Origin of the sequence: Oceanihabitans sediminis (genome assembly GCF_003337215.1) — a bacterium.
In the GTDB taxonomy this organism is placed as follows: domain Bacteria; phylum Bacteroidota; class Bacteroidia; order Flavobacteriales; family Flavobacteriaceae; genus Oceanihabitans; species Oceanihabitans sediminis.
In genome coordinates, this window is sequence record NZ_QPIG01000001.1 from 498,291 (window position 1) to 518,327 (window position 20,037).

Here is a 20,037-nt window from a genome sequence, read left to right on the forward strand (position 1 = left end):
ACTTATGAAATCTATTTTTGTGCTTATTGCTGCTTTTTTTATTACTATTCAATCTTTAGATTTGAACAGTTTAAGAATTGCTTACAAAGAAGCGGTACAAGACAAAACTAAAACCGAAGCTCTTCACGCTTCTTTAGAAAAAATAAACAAAGAAGATAAAACAGAGTTTATTGCATACAAAGGTGCAGTTATAGCTCTAGCTGCCAAGCACACAAAGACTTTAAAATCTAAAAAAGAAGGTTTTATTGAAGGAGTTACCTTGTTAGAGTATGCCATAGAAAAAGACCCAAACAATATTGAAGCACGTTTTATTCGTTTAGGAATTCAAGAAAACACACCTAAGATTTTAAAATACAAAAGTAATATTACCGAGGACAAGCTTTTTATTTTAGAGCATTTTAAAAACATACAACCTTCATCCTTAAGAAATCATATAAAAGACTATATTTTACAGTCTAAAGCCTTTACAGATGAAGAAAAATCATTAGTTTTAGGCTCATAAATAGAAAACACTTTTTAAGTGAATAACGAGCTATTAGTCAACAAAATAAACGCCTTAAAAATTTGTGTGTTAATACCAACATACAATAACGAACGCACCCTAAAACGTGTGGTTGATGGTGTTTTACAGTTCACTGAAAACATTATTATTATTAATGATGGCTCTACAGATAGCACCTCTAAAATCCTAGAAAACTACCCGCATCTTACACATATTCCTATTGAAAAAAACACCGGAAAAGGAAACGCTTTACGGCTAGGATTTAAAAAAGCTAGATCTTTAGCTTATGATTATGCCATTACAATAGATTCTGACGGACAACATTTTCCAGAGGATATTCCTGTTTTTATAGAAGCTTTAGAACAAGCTAAAAACAAAAACCTATTGCTTATAGGAGCAAGAAACATGAGCCATGAATCGGTTCCTGGGAAAAGTAGTTTTGGTAATAAGTTTTCTAATTTTTGGTTTTGGTTTGAAACCGGAATTAAACTCACAGACACGCAATCTGGATTTAGATTATACCCTTTAAAACCTTTAGAAAAACTAAACTTTTACACCAAGAAATTTGAGTTTGAAATTGAAGCAATTGTAAGGGCTGCATGGAATGATGTTGAGGTTAAAAACGTTCCAATCCAAGTATTGTATGATGAAAGTGAACGTGTTTCTCATTTTAGGCCTTTCAAGGATTTTACAAGAATTAGCATTTTAAATACTGTTTTAGTTATCATACTTGCGTTCTATATAAAGCCGAGAGACCTTTATAGAAAATTAAAAAAAAAAGGAATTAAGAGATTCTTTATTGAAGACTTTTTAGGTAGCAACGATTCTGCAACAAAAAAAGCACTTTCCCTTTCTCTAGGAGTTTTTATTGGGCTTTCACCTTTGTGGGGATTCCACACCTTGTTAGTAATTTCGTTAGCTATACTATTGCGTTTAAACAAAGTAATTGCATTTGCGTTTTCAAATGTAAGCCTACCTCCTTTTATTCCGCTTGTTTTGTATGCCAGTTCTAAAGTCGGGCAAATGATTTTAGGAGTAGATTATAACTATACTTTAGATATGTTTAAAAGCGGATTTGAAATTACAGATCACCTAAAAACATATATTATAGGAAGTTTCACACTAGCCCTTGTTTCTGCTATTGTACTTGGGTTTATTAGCTTTATATTCTTCAGTATTTTTGATAAAAAGAAAATATCTCTTCAAAATGGATAGGCTGTTTTTTAAAATATACCAAGGCATAGCTTCCAAAAAACGAATAAGTATTGCTGTTGCTATAGCAGCTATAACAGCTTTGTTTTTCCTTGCTTCTAAAATGGAATTTGAGGAAGATATTACAAAACTTATTCCGCAAAGCGAAAAATCTTCCGAAGTACAAAAAGTACTAAAACAAGTTAATTTTGCCGATAAAATCATTGTAAATATTCAGCGAAAAGAAAACGGAAGCACCGAGGATTTAACAGAATTTGCTTCAGAATTTTTAGATAGTATTTCTTCAACTTCCGAAGCATATATAAAGCATATTCAAGGGCAAGTTGCAGACGAGGATGTCATGAACACCTTGAACTTTGTTTATAATAATTTACCGTTGTTTTTAGATGCATCTGATTATCAAAAAATACAGAACAAGTTAAATAAAGATAGCATTCAGGCCATTACAAACGCCAATTACAAAACCTTGATATCTCCTTCTGGTTTTGTTGCAAAAGTAACCATTTTAAAAGATCCTTTAGGCTTATCATTCATAGCTTTAAAGAAATTACAAGGGCTAAGTTTTGGGGACGACTTTACACTTCAAAATGGTTTTTTGATTAGTAAAGATAAAAACAATGTCTTGCTTTTTATTAGTCCGAAGTACGCCTCAAGCGAAACAGATAAAAACGCATATTTCGCAGCTAATTTATACGCATTACAAGAGCTACTTAACACAAAATTTAACAGGAAAGTAGAAGTAGAATATTTTGGCGGAACACTTATTGCTGTTGCAAATGCCAAGCAAATAAAAAAAGATATTCAGCTAACCGTAGGTATTGCTGTTACGGTTTTATTATTGATTCTTATTTTATTCTACAAAAAGCTAATTGTTCCATTAATTTTATTCACTCCCACTGTTTTAGCAGCACTTTTAGCAGTTGCTTTATTGGTTTTAATACGTGGAAAAATTTCTGCAATTTCTTTAGGAATAGGCTCGGTTCTTTTAGGTGTCACCCTAGATTATGCTTTGCATATTCTCACGCATATTCGCAGTAATAACAATGTAAAAATGCTGTATAAAGAAATTACCAAACCTATTTTAATGAGTAGCTTAACTACGGCATTAGCCTTTTTATGTCTGCTTTTTATAGAGTCACAAGCGTTACAAGACTTAGGAATCTTTGCAGCAATAAGCGTCTTAAGTTCTTCGGTATTTGCTCTTATTTTTATTCCGCAGGTGTACCATACTAAAGTAGAACTTAGCAGTAAAAAAAACATCATAGATCGAATTGCAGCCTATGCATTACACAAAAACAAATGGGCTTTAATCTTGCTAGGAGTACTTTTAACCATTAGTACATTTACTTACAACAAAGTAACTTTCAATAAGGATTTAGCCAAGCTGAATTTTGAACCAAAAGCTTTAATGCAAGCCCAAGAAAGACTAGATGCACTTACAAATATTTCTTCAAAATCGGTGTATATAGCTGCTTACGGAAATTCAGAAAACGAAGCACTTAAAGTAAACGATGCTATTTTATCAAAACTACAAAAGCTTCAAAAAGAAAATAAAGTCATCGAATTTAGTTCCATTGGCTCTTTGGTTCAGTCTAAAGAACTTCAAACAAATAAAATAAATAGCTGGAAGCATTTTTGGACTTCAGAAACCATACAAAACACCCAACAAAACTTCATAGAAAGCGGAAATACTCTAGGATTTAAACCTTCTACTTTCCATCATTTTTATTCTTTATTAGAAAGTGATTTTAAACCACTAACCATTAGTGATTTTGAGGAATTAAAAATTGTTTCAACAGCAGATTATATCACAACAAAAGATGCTTTTTCTACAATTACTACCTTGGTGAAAGTCCAAGATGAAAACACCGAAGATTTAGTAAATGCATTTAAAGAGGAAAAACAAACCATTATTGTAGATAGAAAACACATGAACGAAACCTTTTTAGGAAACCTAAAAACAGACTTTAATCGTTTGGTTTTATACTCGTCTGTAGTTGTTTTAATACTCCTATTACTTTTTTACAAAAGTCTCTCTTTAACCTTAGTTACAGCCATTCCGATTGCGCTTACCTGGTTTTTAACCATTGGTACTATGGGCTTATTGGGTATTCCGTTTAATATTTTCAATATCATAATCTCTACATTTATTTTCGGATTGGGTATTGATTACTGCATCTTTATAACCAACGGTTTATTGCAGGAATATAGAACGGGAGAAAAAGCACTTCCTACGCACAAAACTTCTATCATTCTTTCAGTTATTACAACTATTTTAGGCGTTGGAGTTTTAATTTTTGCCAAGCATCCTGCTTTGCATTCTATTTCATTGGTTTCTATCATCGGGATCTTTTCTGCTTTATTTATATCGTTTAGTATTCAGCCTTTACTTTTTAATTTATTTATTGGCAGCAAAACAAAAAGACCTATTAGCCTTCGTTTGTTATTACATTCTGTTTTGTCCTTTGGGTATTACGGCATCGGCGGTTTTATAATGTCTTTACTAAGTGTGGTTTTAATTCCCATTCTTCCTATTTCAAAAAAAAGGAAAATGTTAGGATTTCATAAAGTACTTTCTACGTTTATGAAATCTGTATTATACACCAATCCCTTTGTTAAAAAACGAATCATCAATCTCCCGAAAGAAAACTTCGAAAAGCAAGGGATTATTATTGCAAACCATACTTCCTTTTTAGATATACTTGCAATTGGCATGCTGCATCCTAAAATTATTTTTCTGGTTAACGATTGGGTGTATAACTCCCCTATTTTTGGAAAAGCAGTAAAACTTGCTGGCTTTTACCCTGTTTCTAATGGCATTGACAATGGTGTTTCTCACTTGCAAACCAAGGTAGATCAAGGATATTCTTTAATAGCCTTCCCAGAGGGAACTCGCTCGTACACCAATAAAATAAAGCGTTTCCATAAAGGCGCTTTTTATTTAGCAGAAAAACTACAACTTGATATTATTCCTGTTCTTATTCATGGAAATTCTGAAGTGCTACCAAAAGGAAGTTTTATTATTAAAAACGGAAGCATCACTGTAAAAATATTAGATAGAATTTCCTCTGAAGACACTGCTTTCGGAACAACTTCTAGAGAAAAAACCAAAGCTATAAGTGCGCACTTTAAAAAGAAATTTGAAGTGCTACGTCAGGAAATAGAAGACGCCACCTACTTCCATAGAATTGTTTTAGAAGATTATAGATACAAAGGAGACGATTTATACCAACAGGTGAAACAAGACTTAAAAAATAATGCTTCTGACTATAAACAAATACTGGATACTATTGATAAAAAAGCTAGCATTTTACATATTTCTAAAGATGCAGGACAGCTAGATTTCTTATTAGCTTTAGATGGACCTGACAGAAAAATACATTCTTTTATTGAAGATCAAAACATCAGAATAATTGTTCGTAACAGCTATATTACAAATACAAATTATAAAATTTCAATCCTTAATTCTTTAGAAGAAAGTTTAGAAAACAATGCTTCGGTTGTAATTATTAATAGCCATGAAATAAAACAAAATCAATTAGAAGACTTAGCAAAAACAGCAAATCTTTTTGTATTATTAAAAGAAAGCCGAAATTTATATTCAGAAACCTTGAGGAATTTAGGTTTTAATATTTCAGCAGAAAATAAATCAAGTATCATCTTAAAAAAATAAAACCTTGAAGTACAAAGAACATTACGATGTGGTAATAGTAGGTAGTGGTCTTGCCGGCTTGGTTTCTGCAATCATTCTTGCTAAAGAAGGTATGCAGGTTTGTGTGCTTGAAAAAAACAATCAATTTGGCGGAAACTTACAAACCTTTGTTCGTAATAAAACAATTTTTGATACCGGTGTGCATTATATTGGCGGACTAAGCGAAGGGCAAAATCTGCATCAATACTTTAAATACCTAGATATTCTTCAAGGAATCAAACTACATAAAATGGATGAAGATGGTTTTGATATCATTTCGTTTGATGGAGACCCAAAAGAATACAGACATGCCCAAGGACATGATAATTTTGTAGAAAACCTTTTAGAAGATTTTCCTGAAGAAGAGAAGGGCATCAAAATGTACAGCAAACAACTTCAGGAAACCTGTAAAAAATTCCCATTATATTCTCTTGAAAAAGGAAAGCCATATTACGATGATGCAGAGATTTTTGAGCTTCCAGCAAAAGATTATATAAACTCTTTTACCAACAACAAAAAACTACAAGCGGTATTAGCAGGAACCAATTATTTATATGCAGGTGATAAAAACCGAACTCCTTTTTATGTTCATGCTTTATCCACCAACTCTTATATACAAAGCGCCTACCGAGTTGTAAATGGAGGGAGTCAGTTAACTAAAACACTCCTTAAAAGAGTGAGAGAACATGGCGGAGACGCTTTTAAACGTCATGAAGTTTCGAAATTTAATTATGAAGATGGTAAAATCACTTCGGTAAGTACCACAAACGGCGTAGAAGTTAAAGGAGATTTATTCATTTCTAATATCGAACCGAAGCTTACCATCAAAATGGTTGGAGAAGATAAATTCAAAAAATCTTATACCAACAGAATTGAAAAAATTGAAAGCACCATTGCGGCCTTCAGCCTTTATATTGTTTTAAAACCGAACAGTTTCAAATATCAAAACAAAAACTTTTACCATTTTAAAGATGAAACTAAAATTTGGGATTCTCTCCATTACTCGCAAGAAAGCTGGCCAGAAGGCTATATGCTTTCAATGGGAATAAAAGATAATACAGCGGAATATGGTGAAACCATTTCTGTAATGACCTACATGAATTACGACGAGTTACTGCCATGGGAAGACACGCATAACACCATCGTAAATAAAAATGAACGAGGACAAACCTACGAGCAATTCAAAAAAGAAAAGGCAGAAATTCTTATTGACGAAATAGAAAAAAAATTCCCAAACATAAGAGATTGCATCGAAGCTTACTACACCTCAACGCCATTATCCTACAGAGATTATATAGGAAGCGATAGAGGGGCAATGTACGCTTATGTAAAAGATGTAAACAAGCCTTTACATTCGCTACTTTCCCCAAGAACTAAAATCAAAAATTTATTTCTTACGGGTCAAAGTTTAAATATGCACGGTATTTTAGGAGTAACCATAAGTGCTATAAATACCTGTTCAGAAATTCTTGGAAAAGATTATTTACTAGATAAAATTTTAGAGTCTAATAAACACGAAGTTTAGCAAAACCGTAAGCTATGGGACAATTTAAGTTATCAAATATTGAACGTGTAAAAGATATCAGCAAAGAGGATTTTATAAATAACTATTATAAGCCCCAGCGACCTGTGCTAATAGAAAATCTAACCAAAGAATGGGATGCTTTTGAAAAGTGGAATCTAGACTATATACAATCGCTTGCAGGAGATCAAATAGTGCCTTTATATAATAACGAAGCAACCAAAGGCAAACAAAAATCTGCCGAACCAGCTACAGAAATGAAGCTGTATGATTATATCGAAATATTAAAAACCCAACCAACAGATTTACGAATTTTCTTTTATGACATCATGAAGAAAATGCCAGTTTTAAGTCAGGATTTCAAATACCCAAATATTGGTTTAAAATTCTTTAAACGATTACCTGTTTTATTCTTCGGAAGCAAAGGTTCTCAGGTTTTAGCCCACTATGATATGGATTTAGCAGACCTGGTACATTTTCATTTTCACGGAACAAAACGAATCACTTTATTTTCACCCGAACAAACAAAATATTTATACAGAATTCCTTTTACCGTGCACAATTTAGAAGAAATAGATATGGCAAATCCAGATTTCAAAAAATTCCCAGCCCTGAAATATGCCGAAGGAATTCAAGTAGAAATGAAACATGGCGACGCACTGTATATGCCGAGTGGATATTGGCATTTTGTAGAATATCTTGACGGGGGTTTTTCTATGACATTAAGAGCTTTTAGCAAAAACCCTAAAACAGCTTTAAACATGATGTATAATGTATTTTTTATGCGTCATTTTGAAAACCTGATGCGTAAACTTAGAGGTCAGAAATGGTTAGATTATAAAAACCGAAAAGCTATTAAAAACACTCACAAAAACCTTGAGAAACTAAAATAAATGAAGCTTTCTTTTTCTGTATTTAAAAAAATATTTTATTCCCTTGCGCTACTTCAAGCACTAAGTTCCTGTGGTGTATCAAAATCAATTAAAGATTTTCCAGATGTAAGTATTTACGATGCTTCCGTTTCAGAAAAAATACAGATTAACGACTCTACTTTTACAACCAAAAACAACTATTTTACTAAAAACAAATTCGGTACTTACGAGTTGTATTTGGAAGGAGATCCATACCAATTGGGATTAAATGCTGGACTACTAACACAAGATTTATTCAAAATACAAGAACATGCTTTATTAGGGAAAGTGAATGAATTAGTTCCTTCTAAATTCAAGCAATATATCCTCCGAAAGTTTCTAGCCTTTTACAACAGAAAAATGTACCTACATGTTCCTGAAGAATACAAAGCAGAAATTTTAGGACTTTCAAAATACGCCTCTAACAAATACGATCATATAGCAGAAAACTATTTGAGGGTTTTGTATTTACATGGCGCGCATGATATTGGTCACGCCATGCAAGACCTAATGTTGGTAGGCTGTTCCTCATTTGCTGCTTGGGGTGATAAAACTGAAGACGGACAACTAATTATCGGTAGGAATTTTGACTTTTATGCAGGAGATGCTTTTGCTAAGAATAAAATTATATCCTTTGTAAACCCCACACAAGGACATAAATTTATGTCGGTTACTTGGGCAGGAATGATTGGGGTAGTTTCTGGAATGAATGAGCACGGATTAACCGTTACAATCAATGCAGGGAAATCTAAAATTCCGTGGATTGCCAAAACGCCCATCTCTGTTCTTACCCGCGAAATTTTGCAGTACGCTTCAACAATTGACGAGGCTATTGCCATTGCAAAAAAGCGACAGGTTTTTGTATCCGAATCTATTTTTGTTGGAAGTGCAAAAGACAAAAAAGCAATCACGATTGAGGTTTCGCCGAAAAACTTTGGTGTTTATGAAGTTGCTAATTCTAACCAACTTGTATGCTCTAATCATTTTCAAAGCGACGCTTACGCGGAAGACAAAAACAATATAAAACACAAAGCAGAAAGCCATTCGCAATACCGTTATGAGCGCATGGAGGAGCTTCTAAATACTTCTGAAAAATTAACGGTTAAAGGAGCTGTAGAGATTTTAAGAAACAAAGAAGGCTTGCAAGACAAAGCTATTGGTTACGGAAACGAAAAAGCTTTAAACCAACTTTTAGCACATCACGGAGTGGTTTTTAAACCAGAAGAACTTCTAGTTTGGGTATCTTCCAATCCGTATCAATTAGGAGCTTTTGTTGCTTATGATTTAGAAGAAATTTTCAATGAAACACCTTCTTCCGATAAAAAACTTTACAAACCAGAATTAACCATTGAAGCAGATGATTTTCAGTTTACGGAAGTTTATAAAAACTACGAACAATACCGAGTCCTAAGCAAAAAGCTTCAAGAGGCAACAAGAAAAGACCAACATCTTAGTCCCAAAAAACTTTCTGAAATACAAAAATTAAATCCAGAATACTGGAAAGTATATTATCTTGTTGGAAAATATTATTACGAAAAAGGCTATTACACAGCAGCTTTAAAAGCGTTTGAAACAGCCATAACAAAAGAAGTCACAACTATTCCAGACCAAGAAAACCTGGAAAAGTATATCAAGAAATTAAGAAGGAAATTAAATATATGATTCCTAAAATAGAGCAAGCATCCACCCTAGAAATAAAAGCTTTTCAAGAAGGAAAGTTAGTAGAATTATTAGCGTATTTAAACGAAAATTCTGCGTATTACAAAACTGTCTTTTCAGAAAATAATATTGACGTTCATTCTATTAAAACGTTGGAGGATTTAACGAAGATTCCAACCACAACAAAAGATCAGTTACAACAATACAACGATGATTTTTTATGTGTTCCAAAAAGTAAAATTATAGATTATGTAACTACTTCTGGAACTTTAGGAGACCCTGTTACTTTTGCTTTAACAGATAACGACTTAGAACGTTTAGCTTATAATGAAGCTATTTCATTTGCTTGTGCTGGCGTTAACAAAGAAGATGTTTTACAACTTATGACCACCATAGACAGACGTTTTATGGCTGGTTTGGCTTATTTTCTTGGAGTAAGAAAACTAGGTGCAGGAATTATTCGTGTTGGCGCTGGAATTCCGGAGTTGCAATGGGATTCTATTTTAAAATTCAAACCAAGTTACTTAATTGCAGTTCCTTCATTCTTATTAAAACTAATAGAACATGCAGAACAGCATGATATCGACTTAAATAATTCGGGTGTAAAAGGAGCTATTTGTATAGGCGAACCTTTACGAGAACAGGATTTCTCTTTAAACAGCTTATCGCAAAAAATAAAAGCAAAATGGAATATAGAATTATATTCTACTTACGCTTCCACCGAAATGAACACCGCCTTTACAGAATGCGAACAGCAACAAGGAGGGCATCATCATCCAGAATTAATTATTGTTGAAATACTTGATGAAAAAGACAATCCGGTTGCTCCTGGTGAAGTTGGCGAGCTAACCATTAGCACCCTTGGTGTTGAAGGAATGCCTTTGCTTCGCTTTAAAACTGGCGATATGGTTTCTGCACATAAAGAAGCTTGTTCTTGTGGCAGAAACACGCTAAGACTAGGTCCTGTAGTTGGAAGAAAAAAGCAGATGATAAAATACAAAGGAACGACTTTGTATCCTCCTGCAATGAATAATATCTTAAACGACTTTAATGAAGTGGATAGTTATATTATTGAAATTTCACATAACGAAATTGGTACAGACGAAATTTTAATAAAAATAGCTGCTAAAGCTACTTCCGAAAAGTTGTTACAAAATATAAAAGATCACTTTAGAGCGAAACTTCGTGTAGCTCCAAAAATAGAATTTCATGATAAAAAGGAAATTCAAAAGTTACAATTTCCTAAAATGAGCCGAAAACCTATTCTTGTAATAGATAAGCGCGTATAATTCTAAGATCGCAACGTTTAATTTAAATACCTCCCTATAAATAACTCAATAGATAACCTTAATTTTATACTTCATAGATTAAAAAAATGATTAAAACCATTATTGTAGATGGCGAGTACAACGCTAGAGAATTAATATTTCCCAAAAACATTAGCCTTACGAATAAACTTTCGGCTTTTCTCTGTATCTATTGGGGTTAGGAAGCTAACCGATACATAAAGAATAAAAGAAATAGCAATACCAATGATAGCCTGTTTGGCGGAAGCGATTTCCCAAGCAACAGGAAGATCTGCACCCAAAGCTACATTAAGATTATAACTTGCAAACAGCAAACCGAACAACATGGAAACCGTTGCAGCTTTTGAAGTACCTCGAGCCCAAAGAAAACCCATTACCAACGGAACAAAAGCACCACTAGTAAGAAAGTCGGAAGCTATCCAAGAAATAGTAAGCACCGATTGAATTCTTAAAGCTATAAAAAGTGCAATGGCAGCCATAACAACAGTTGAAACTCTAGCTACAAAAACACCCACTTTTGGTTTGGCATTTGGTTTTATATATTTCTGAAACACATCTACCGTTAAAGACATAGCCCCTGTGTTTATTAGTGAATCCATAGTAGACATAATTGCGGAACATAGCCCAACAAAAAGAATAGCACTTAAAATAGGACTGCTTAATTTACTTACCATATCTGGTATAATTCCTGTTTCTGGAACCGTTTCGTAAAGTACAGAAGAAAACATTCCTGTATAAGTTACCATAAAGTACAATGGTATAAACGCAAGAAAACTAATGAGCATCATTTTTTTAGCATCCGATCCTTTTTTTGCTGCCGAAATACGTTGCCAAATATTAGCCTGTATCATCCAAGAAGTTCCAAAAGTTATAACATAGGCTAAATTATCCGCTACATTTGAAAAGAAAGAAGAGTAGCCTTCTTTACCATTTTCTATTGCATTTATTTTTACAAACTCCATACCGCCAGACTGCGAATAGCTCAGATAAAACAAGAAAATTCCTGTAAATAGGAAAAACACAAATTGCAGTAAATCTGTTAGAACGACTCCCTTGAAACCACCAAACATAGAATAAGCTAATACAATTAGGGTTCCTAAAATGGCAGCATTCGCATAACCTATATCAAAATAAGCATGAAAGAACCTACCAATAACAATAACCTGTACTGCCGAAGCAATTACCATAAAAATGATGATGAAGACAGTAAGTAATAAAGCTACTGTATTATTATATCTCTCCCGCATTAATTCTGGCTGTGAAATGGTTCCAATATTCCGGATACCTTTAGAAAACATATACATTAAGGCAGTGGCAATCAAAACAGGAACACCATAAATCCAAAAGGAACTCAATCCGTTTTTATGAGCATGATCTACCAAATCAATTGCAGAACCTCCACCCCACCAAGATGCTATAAAGGTAATTGCCAATAACCAAGCGGGTAACTTTCTAGAAGCTAAAAAATAATCTTCGCTATTATCGTTTTTGCTATTCCATAAGCCAATTGCAATAATAGCAATAACATAAATTGCCAATAAGCTAATGGTTAGAGTAGTTCTGTGCATAGATAGTGTTTCGATCTGGATTAAGAATTACAAATCTAAGATTTTCTTAATACATCCCTCCTTTTTTAAAAATCCTTCAAAAAGTTAAGACTTTTCAAATTGTATTCAAATATATCTTTCACTATACTTTTTCAACAAGAAAATGTTATTTCAACAACAATACCCTCATAAGAAACACACACATAATAGTCTTATTATCATGTATTAAGCATTTTAAATATATTATATTTCTAAAGCAAAATCCTTATTATGAGTTTGTTTATAAAAAGCTTTGTTTTCAAAAAATATTCGACACAAAGCCACTATTTAGAACAAGTTTCTTTATTAAATAACACATATAGTGAATAAAATGAAATTCTCAATAAAGCAAGGTTAAAATTTGTCAATTTCATTTTTATATTTACTAATTTTGCAGATATTCTAAAATCAATACTAATTTATAAGATAGCTATAATTCTAATTTTGAAATATAACTTTGAATCATTAAAATTCGATTATGAGAACTAACTTTTATATTATATCAACGATTGCACTCTTGATAACATTTGCATTAGGATTTTACTTAAGTCCTTTTTGGTATGTGATTTTTGCAATCGTATTATTTTTAACAATAGTTGGATATTACGATGTAACCCAAACGCGACACACCATCATGCGTAACTACCCTGTGGTAGGTCGTTTACGTTATGTATTGGAAGAACTTCGCCCTAAATTATACCAGTATTTTATTGAGTCTGATATTGATGGTCGTCCATTTAATCGTGTTGACCGCTCAACTGTTTACCAAAGAGCAAAAGGCGTTCGTGATACTATTCCTTTTGGAACACAATTAGATTTATATGCGGAAGGCTACGAGTGGATTTGCCATTCTATAGCACCTAAAGCTTTCAATACACTCAATAACGATCCACGTATAATGATTGGTAATAAGGATTGTAAACAACCTTATTCTGCGAGTATTTTAAATATTTCTGCAATGAGTTTTGGAGCATTAAGTTCTAACGCTGTAGAAGCTTTAAACGCAGGTGCTAAAATTGGAAACTTTGCTCACAATACAGGAGAAGGTGGTTTAAGTCACTATCATTTAAAACATGGCGGGGATTTAATCTGGCAAATTGGAACAGGTTACTTTGGATGTCGTACAGAAGAAGGGGAATTTAACCAGGAGCTTTTTGCTGAAAAAGCGCAGCATCCTAATGTTAAAATGATTGAGCTTAAAATTTCTCAAGGAGCTAAACCTGGACACGGAGGAATTCTTCCTGCAGAGAAAAACTCTGAAGAAATTGCAAAAATCAGACATATAAAACCACACGTAAAAGTTGTTTCACCTCCATATCATTCAGCTTTTAACACACCATTAGAAATGGTGAAGTTTATTCAGAAATTAAGAGACTTATCTGGAGGAAAACCAGTTGGTTTTAAACTTTGTATTGGTTATAAGAGTGAGTTCATTTCTATTTGCCAAGCAATGGTTGAATTAGATATTTACCCTGACTTTATCGCTGTAGATGGTGGTGAAGGAGGAACTGGAGCTGCACCACCAGAGTTTAGCAACTACGTTGGTGCTCCGTTAATTGACGGATTAGACTTTGTGCATAACATTCTTAACGGAATGGGAATACGAAAGCACATTAAATTAATTGCTTCTGGTAAAATTACTTCGGCATTCCATATTGCTCGTGCTATTGCATTAGGAGCTGACGGATGTTATCAAGCACGTGGAATGAAAATGGCTATAGGTTGTATACAAGCTTTACTTTGTAACACAAACAAATGTCCTGTAGGAATTACAACGCAAGATCCTAAATTAACTGTTGGATTGGTTCCTGAGGATAAGAAAACTCGTGTAGCAAACTACCACGAAAAAACAATTAAGAACTTTGTAGAGCTTCTAGGTGCTACTGGTGTAGATGAAACAAGAAACTTAACTCGTTCTCATATTTACAGACGTGTTTCTTTAAACGATATGATTACTTACGAAGAACTTTTCCCATCTATTAAAGATGGAGCAATGTTAAAAGGAGATATCCCTGAAAAGTATAAATTAGACTTCGCATACGCAGATAAAACACGCTGGGGAATACACCCATAATCTATTCTTGATTAAAGGATATAAAAAAGCCTGCTTCTTTAAAATTAAGAAGCAGGCTTTTTAAATTATACTCGTTTATTATTGTTTTGCAACACCTTCCACGCGTTTTACAGAATCTAGTGTATAAAGACTTAAGCGAACTATACTATTATCAATAGCCTTTAAGTTGTGAGGCACATTACCATCTAGAGCAACTAAATCTCCTTTCTTCAGATTGTAAATAGTATCATGCACACCAAAATCTATAGCACCCTCAAAAATTTCAACCACAATAGGAAAAGGTGTTTTATGTTCTTTCATAATCTGTCCTTTTTTAAAGGCAATTCGAATCTCTTTACTACTATCTGTTTCCATTAAAACCTGCACAGCAGGCCTTGTTTCATTATACTCTAAACTAGTTACTAGTGATGCTACTTTCATAATATATGTTTTAAGTTAATTTTCTTTTGTTAATTACCTAAAATAAGAAATTCTCAAATAGAATCCATTAGTTTTTCGAGAAGATAAAGTTGATACTATAAAATATACAACTTAAATTCTTTAAAAGATATTTTAAATCTATTCTTCATTAAATAAAAAAATGTTAACTTAGGGTAATACAATCTTTTTTAGAGTTTTTAAAAGGATTATACAAACCCTTGCATCCCTAATGATTAAAAGAAAGGAGTTTTTTATTGCCCTTGGTGCATTTATTTTTCTCAATCTAATTGTTCTATTTATTTGGAATAGATATAACCATGAACGTAGATTTGAATTAACTAACCAAATAGAAGATTCTGCACGAAATTTAATTCAAGAAATTAATGGCATAATTAAATACGATATTCAAGTTTTAGAAAACTTAAAATATCGTTTAGAAGTAAGTGATGGAAGAAACTTTGAGTACTGGGATCACGAAGCAAAGATCATTCTAAAACAGGATAAATCTTTTAAGTTTATTGAGTGGATTGATAGCACTATGATCATAAGAAGAGTCAATCCAATAAAAGGAAATGAAGCTGCAATAGGTCTTGACATTTCTAAGTTTGATTATCGGATTGGGGAATGGTTAAAACATAAAGAGGAGGGTTCTACAAATATTACTCCATGGGCAGCACTCACACAAGGTGGGAATGCTTTTTTAGTTGATGTCCCTGTATATTATAATAATCGATTTCAAGGTACAATTACCGCTGGAATGGACTTTAAAAACAATCTTGATGAAATCACCAAAAACTTGGTTGATTATACTATTGAGATTAAAGATGAAAATGGCACTTTATTTTATAGCCATAACGCAAGTTTACATGATGTACTAGATAATGAATCTTCATTCTCGAAAAACTTTACAATTGATAAATTAGACAAACAACAATGGACATTAAAAATAAGTCCAACACCAGCATCCTTTGCCAAAAACAATGATGAGTCTATAATAAATATGCTCATATTTGGTGTTTCTTTGTCAACTTTATTAAGCCTCTTAATCTATTTTTATTTAAAAGCAAAAACGGAAAGCCTTAGAGTTATTAAAGTATTAAGAAGGTTAAAGAAATCCAATAAGAAACTGACTAAAGAAAGAAAAAAAGCCGAAAAAGCTTCCGAGGCAAAAACAGTTTTTTTAGCCAATATGAGTCATGAGATACGCACACCATTAAACGCTATACTTGGATTCATTCAAATTCTAAAAAACTCTAAAGACGTAGAGATTAACAAAACATATTTAAAATTAATGGATAGGTCATCAAAAAACTTATTATCACTAGTAAACAATGTATTAGAAATAGATGAAATTGAATCTGGAAAAATCCAGCTGTTTAATCAAGTATTTAACCCTTCAGAAGAAATAGCTTCTACCGTTAGCCAATACGAAAACAAATTCAAGCAAAAGAACCTAGACTTAGACTTAGAGTTCATAAGCAAGTCTAACAATATGGTTGTAGGTGATGAAGGAAAATACAACCAAGTGCTTATAAACCTCATTAAAAACGCCTTAAAATTTACAAATAGGGGAGGTGCTAAAATTAAATATGAAGAAAGAGTCTTTAACGATAAATTATACGTTAAAATTAGAATCAAAGATACTGGCCTAGGTATTCATAAAGCTAATTTAACAAGCATTTTTGAAAGGTTTACACAAATAGATGTAGGCTTAAAGAAAAAACATAAAGGTAGTGGATTAGGACTTTCTATAAGTAATCAACTTGTGCAGCTTATGGGCGGAACTATTTCTGTAGAAAGTAAACTACATCAAGGAGCAGAGTTTATTGTTGAAATACCTTTTACACTTTCTAAATCTGAAGTAAATAAAACCTTAGAGCATAAAGATATTTATTTTAACAACCTGAACGTTTTAATCGTAGATGACAACAAGGTGAATATTTTAGTTTTAGCAGAAATGTTAAAACAACTTGGAGTTAAATCTGATAAAGCTTTAAATGGTGTCGAAGCCATTGAGCAAGTAAAAAACAATAGCTACCACTTAATATTAATGGACATTCATATGCCTATTATGGATGGTTTTGAAGCTACCCAAATAATTAGAAAGGAAAATAAAGAAGTTTTAATACTAGGTTTATCTGCAGATGTTACAAAAAATGCAATTAGCAGATCTCTAGAAATAGGAATGAATGACTATTTAACCAAACCTCTATCTAAAGATAAACTACACCAGGTATTAACAAAATACTTTTCTGAAAAATTGGATTGAGTTAAGAATAAAGTCTAATATAAGAAGATTAGAAAACAGTTAGGTTCTTTAAAAGCAACCTTAATTTAAAAAACGCTCCACTCCTATTAGAGGAAGCAGAGCTCCATATTCACTTAAGTTATTAAGTATTCTTTACATAAGTAAAATTTTTATTATCTAAAGTTAATTCGTCATCAAAAGTATAAGCTACTAAATGCCCTTCTTTAGCCACACTATAATCTAAACAACAAATATTATCCCTAAATACAGCTGGCTCTTCACCATCTTTGAATTCCAACCAATAGTGACCAAAAAAGACCATCTTATCATCCTTTTTGTAATAGTTATTATCTTTTATGGATGTTGAATCAATTTTTATGTTTGGAAGATTTTTAATTTCCTGAACACTCATTTCCTTATAGGTCTTATTCTTTAAGTCTTCCCACCATTTAAATCGCATTTCATTCCGACGATGCTTGTACTTATCTAAGAATCCCTCACCTCGAATTGTAATTTCTTTTCCTTTTAAGGTATTTTCAATCGCTCTGTACAATGCTCCTTTTTCAGTTTCCGATTCACGAATAAAAGCATCTGTAAGCTTGTTGTTTTCGAGATTCTTTTTGAGATAATCAATACTATTATAATCCCAACAAGCATGAACGGCTCTAAAAGTTTCTGTTTCATAAAACAAAGGCAAGGTTTTAAACCACTCTAAATACATTTTAAATTCCTTTGGCCTGTCTTTAAAATGTTCTATTGTTTTGATATGTTGTTGGATGTTTTTTTCTGAATGTTCTCTTAAATACTCTCCGTTGGCATCTTTCAAATGAAAACAAAGCGCGTTATATTCATGGTTACCCATTAGGGCTATGGCAGTTCCATTATCTACCATTTGCTTTACAATTTCTAAAGTTTCTCTGTTTTTTGGTCCCCTATCAATATAATCGCCCACAAATAATACTTTCCTATCAGGATTTGGGTGGGAATAAAACTTGTATTCCTTAGTATATCCTAACTTTTTAAGTAACATTTCTAGCTCATCTGCATGGCCATGAATATCTCCAATTAAATCAATCATTTTTTATTTTTAGGTTGTTAGTTTTCGTTTATAAAGGATGAATATAAACATCCAGTAGAAAAATTACAAAGGAACTTACTCTTTGATTTCAATATTTATAAGTTCTAAACAAATCGGCATAAAGCATCCCTAAAAAACACATTTAAAACGAATTTTCTTACAAAAAAGTAGGACTTTTAAAATTTATTTCTTATATTGAGAACTCTCATTAAGAATCACAGAGGTGATAGCAACCTGCCCTAGCAGGCGAAGGTGCTAAAAACAATGAGCCTAACTTTTAGGAAAAGTATGTCAACATCCCAATTTCTTACTGATTTTATTACAACGTGTTTATTATAAACTAATAAACATAATGAGCCGTATGTTCAGAAACCCTAAGTTCTAACAAGAACAGCTAGCTTTCTGTTGTGAAACGCTCTCAAATGAAGCCTGTGCTTGTATAGATCCCTTGTGGTCTAGCTATATCGCATACGCATAAACCATGAATTAATTTAAACCTACATAACTATGACTAATTTAACTTTCAACGATTTATTAAATGAACACAGACACTTACTGCGAGATTCTACTTATGTAAAAGTATTTGACTTTTATGTAAGTGGTCGTACAAATGCTTCAAAACTTCAAGAATTATTATTTGGAGAAGAAACCGATTGGATGTACGACTCTAGTTGGGACAAGTCTGAAAGAGCAAAAGGGAAAAACCCAATGAATCAAGAATATACCGACGAAATGAATAAGAAACGTATAGCTTTAGGTGTTAGTCCGCTAACAAAAAATGGCTATAGCACAGGTGACAGTTCAAAAAAATTCTGTGAAGCGATAATAAGAAATTCACCTAAGCATAGTGATCTTTAATTTGATTTCATTTATTCAGATTTTAAAAACTCCTATTTCGTAGATGGAGGTATATCCTATCCAGGAGCTTACAATTAAAATAAGACCAACAAACCTTTAAACCCACTAACTATGAAAATACTAACCATCGGAAAAATCATCCACAATTATTAAGAATTCTTAACTGATAGGGAAATTGAAAAATTACGAAAATTTCAACAAAGTCCTACAGATTTCAAAACCCAAGTCAAGGAATTGCATAGAATTTTATTTGATGAAGAAACAGACTTTATGTTAGACTCTATTTCAGATCATAAAGATAGAGCAAGGGGAAAAAACCCAATGAATCAAGATTACACCACGAGAGTTAATAAAAAGAGGGAAGCTTTTGGGGTTAATCCTTTAGGAAATTCAGGATACGCACAAGACAACACTTCTTTTGAATTCTGTGAAGAAGTAGTTAGACAGAGTAAAAACTACCAAGAACTCTTAGAATTAAAGCGTAGAAATGCAAAACAAACTGTATTTGTTGACATGGATAACGTGTTGGTGAATTTTCAATCGGGTATTGATAGAATTTCAGAAGAAGACAAAGTGAAATATGAAGGGCATTTGGACGACGTTCCTGGAATCTTCTCTTTAATGGAGCCCAATGAAGGCGCTATTGAGGGATATAGGTGGTTATGTGAGCACTTTGACACCTATATCTTATCTACTGCGCCTTGGGACAATCCAACGGCTTGGACAGATAAGCTTTATTGGGTGAAAAAACATTTACCTGACGCGGCTTACAAAAGGTTAATACTTTCACATCATAAAAACTTAGCAAAAGGAGATTTCCTTATAGATGACAGAACAGCAAATGGAGCCGGTAACTTTACAGGTAAACATATTCACTTCGCTGCAGAAGGAAAAGGTTTCCTCGACTGGAAAGCTGTAATTTCTTATATGAAAAACCTAGCTCACTAGTTCACTTTAAAGAATTCAAAA

Annotated in this window: 14 protein-coding genes and 1 riboswitch; of the genes, 11 read left to right on the forward strand and 3 right to left on the reverse strand. The window is 32.7% G+C overall.

Translation table 11 applies throughout. The features are described from left to right. The first annotated feature begins 4 nt into the window (after positions 1-4). Genes DU428_RS02225 through DU428_RS02255 form a run of 7 tightly spaced genes read left to right on the forward strand, consistent with a single transcriptional unit; the run spans position 5 to position 10,786 of the window. Positions 5-502 carry a hypothetical protein gene (locus DU428_RS02225; protein WP_072348050.1) on the forward strand — a complete coding sequence of 166 codons (498 nt, stop codon included), beginning with the start codon at positions 5-7 and terminating at the stop codon, positions 500-502. A gap of 18 nt (positions 503-520) precedes the next feature. Then, positions 521-1,717, forward strand: a complete 1,197-nt coding sequence (locus tag DU428_RS02230) for a DUF2062 domain-containing protein (protein ID WP_072348048.1) — start codon at positions 521-523, stop codon at positions 1,715-1,717. Continuing rightward, on the forward strand, positions 1,710-5,387 hold the full coding sequence (locus DU428_RS02235) for an MMPL family transporter (RefSeq protein ID WP_113965894.1): 3,678 nt from the start codon (positions 1,710-1,712) through the stop codon (positions 5,385-5,387). Before DU428_RS02230 ends, DU428_RS02235 begins: the two co-directional genes overlap by 8 nt. A 4-nt stretch (positions 5,388-5,391) precedes the next feature. Continuing rightward, positions 5,392-6,930 carry a phytoene desaturase family protein gene (locus tag DU428_RS02240; protein ID WP_113965705.1) on the forward strand — a complete coding sequence of 513 codons (1,539 nt, stop codon included), beginning with the start codon at positions 5,392-5,394 and terminating at the stop codon, positions 6,928-6,930. A 14-nt stretch (positions 6,931-6,944) separates the two neighbouring features. After that, positions 6,945-7,820 carry a cupin-like domain-containing protein gene (locus DU428_RS02245; RefSeq protein ID WP_113965706.1) on the forward strand — a complete coding sequence of 292 codons (876 nt, stop codon included), beginning with the start codon at positions 6,945-6,947 and terminating at the stop codon, positions 7,818-7,820. Next, on the forward strand, positions 7,821-9,500 hold the full coding sequence (locus DU428_RS02250) for a C45 family autoproteolytic acyltransferase/hydolase (RefSeq protein ID WP_072348042.1): 1,680 nt from the start codon (positions 7,821-7,823) through the stop codon (positions 9,498-9,500). Then, complete coding sequence (locus DU428_RS02255) at positions 9,497-10,786, forward strand: phenylacetate--CoA ligase family protein (protein WP_113965707.1); 1,290 nt, start codon at positions 9,497-9,499, stop codon at positions 10,784-10,786. Before DU428_RS02250 ends, DU428_RS02255 begins: the two co-directional genes overlap by 4 nt. Positions 10,787-10,917: 131 nt before the next feature. Here DU428_RS02255 and DU428_RS02260 read toward each other — a convergent pair whose 3' ends face one another. Continuing rightward, on the reverse strand, positions 10,918-12,372 hold the full coding sequence (locus DU428_RS02260; RefSeq protein WP_072348039.1) for a sodium:solute symporter family protein: 1,455 nt from the start codon (positions 12,370-12,372) through the stop codon (positions 10,918-10,920). A 496-nt stretch (positions 12,373-12,868) separates the two neighbouring features. Between DU428_RS02260 and DU428_RS02265 the strand changes: the two genes are divergently transcribed. After that, positions 12,869-14,464 (forward strand): FMN-binding glutamate synthase family protein, encoded by a 1,596-nt coding sequence (locus tag DU428_RS02265; RefSeq protein WP_072348037.1) that lies wholly within the window; start codon positions 12,869-12,871, stop codon positions 14,462-14,464. A 78-nt stretch (positions 14,465-14,542) separates the two neighbouring features. On the opposite strand, the gene DU428_RS02270 is transcribed toward DU428_RS02265, so the two are convergent. Next, positions 14,543-14,884, reverse strand: coding sequence for a cupin domain-containing protein (locus DU428_RS02270; protein ID WP_113965708.1), 342 nt, complete (start codon positions 14,882-14,884; stop codon positions 14,543-14,545). A gap of 229 nt (positions 14,885-15,113) precedes the next feature. Between DU428_RS02270 and DU428_RS02275 the strand changes: the two genes are divergently transcribed. Beyond that, positions 15,114-17,153, forward strand: coding sequence for a response regulator (locus DU428_RS02275; RefSeq protein ID WP_113965709.1), 2,040 nt, complete (start codon positions 15,114-15,116; stop codon positions 17,151-17,153). A gap of 121 nt (positions 17,154-17,274) precedes the next feature. Here DU428_RS02275 and DU428_RS02280 read toward each other — a convergent pair whose 3' ends face one another. Further along, entirely contained in the window at positions 17,275-18,210 is a 936-nt protein-coding gene (locus DU428_RS02280) for a metallophosphoesterase (RefSeq protein ID WP_113965710.1), read from the reverse strand. Positions 18,211-18,410: 200 nt separating this feature from the next. Next, a riboswitch (SAM-I-IV-variant riboswitch) is annotated at positions 18,411-18,508 on the forward strand. A gap of 209 nt (positions 18,509-18,717) precedes the next feature. Between DU428_RS02280 and DU428_RS02285 the strand changes: the two genes are divergently transcribed. Further along, a complete protein-coding gene (locus DU428_RS02285) occupies positions 18,718-19,068 on the forward strand; it encodes a hypothetical protein (RefSeq protein ID WP_113965711.1) in 351 nt (116 codons plus the stop codon). Positions 19,069-19,302: 234 nt separating this feature from the next. Beyond that, entirely contained in the window at positions 19,303-20,016 is a 714-nt protein-coding gene (locus DU428_RS13505; RefSeq protein ID WP_243633435.1) for a 5' nucleotidase, NT5C type, read from the forward strand. Positions 20,017-20,037 lie beyond the last annotated feature (21 nt).

Excerpts from the sequence above, each read along its gene's own strand:
- DU428_RS02285 (WP_113965711.1), top strand. The coding sequence starts at position 18,718 with ATGACTAATTTAACTTTCAACGATTTATTAAATGAACACAGACACTTA.
- DU428_RS02265 (WP_072348037.1), top strand. The coding sequence starts at position 12,869 with ATGAGAACTAACTTTTATATTATATCAACGATTGCACTCTTGATAACA.
- DU428_RS02255 (WP_113965707.1), top strand. The coding sequence starts at position 9,497 with ATGATTCCTAAAATAGAGCAAGCATCCACCCTAGAAATAAAAGCTTTT.
- DU428_RS02225 (WP_072348050.1), top strand. The coding sequence starts at position 5 with ATGAAATCTATTTTTGTGCTTATTGCTGCTTTTTTTATTACTATTCAA.
- DU428_RS02260 (WP_072348039.1), bottom strand. The coding sequence starts at position 12,372 with ATGCACAGAACTACTCTAACCATTAGCTTATTGGCAATTTATGTTATT.
- DU428_RS02250 (WP_072348042.1), top strand. The coding sequence starts at position 7,821 with ATGAAGCTTTCTTTTTCTGTATTTAAAAAAATATTTTATTCCCTTGCG.
- DU428_RS02280 (WP_113965710.1), bottom strand. The coding sequence starts at position 18,210 with ATGATTGATTTAATTGGAGATATTCATGGCCATGCAGATGAGCTAGAA.
- DU428_RS02235 (WP_113965894.1), top strand. The coding sequence starts at position 1,710 with ATGGATAGGCTGTTTTTTAAAATATACCAAGGCATAGCTTCCAAAAAA.
- DU428_RS02275 (WP_113965709.1), top strand. The coding sequence starts at position 15,114 with ATGATTAAAAGAAAGGAGTTTTTTATTGCCCTTGGTGCATTTATTTTT.
- DU428_RS02245 (WP_113965706.1), top strand. The coding sequence starts at position 6,945 with ATGGGACAATTTAAGTTATCAAATATTGAACGTGTAAAAGATATCAGC.
- DU428_RS02270 (WP_113965708.1), bottom strand. The coding sequence starts at position 14,884 with ATGAAAGTAGCATCACTAGTAACTAGTTTAGAGTATAATGAAACAAGG.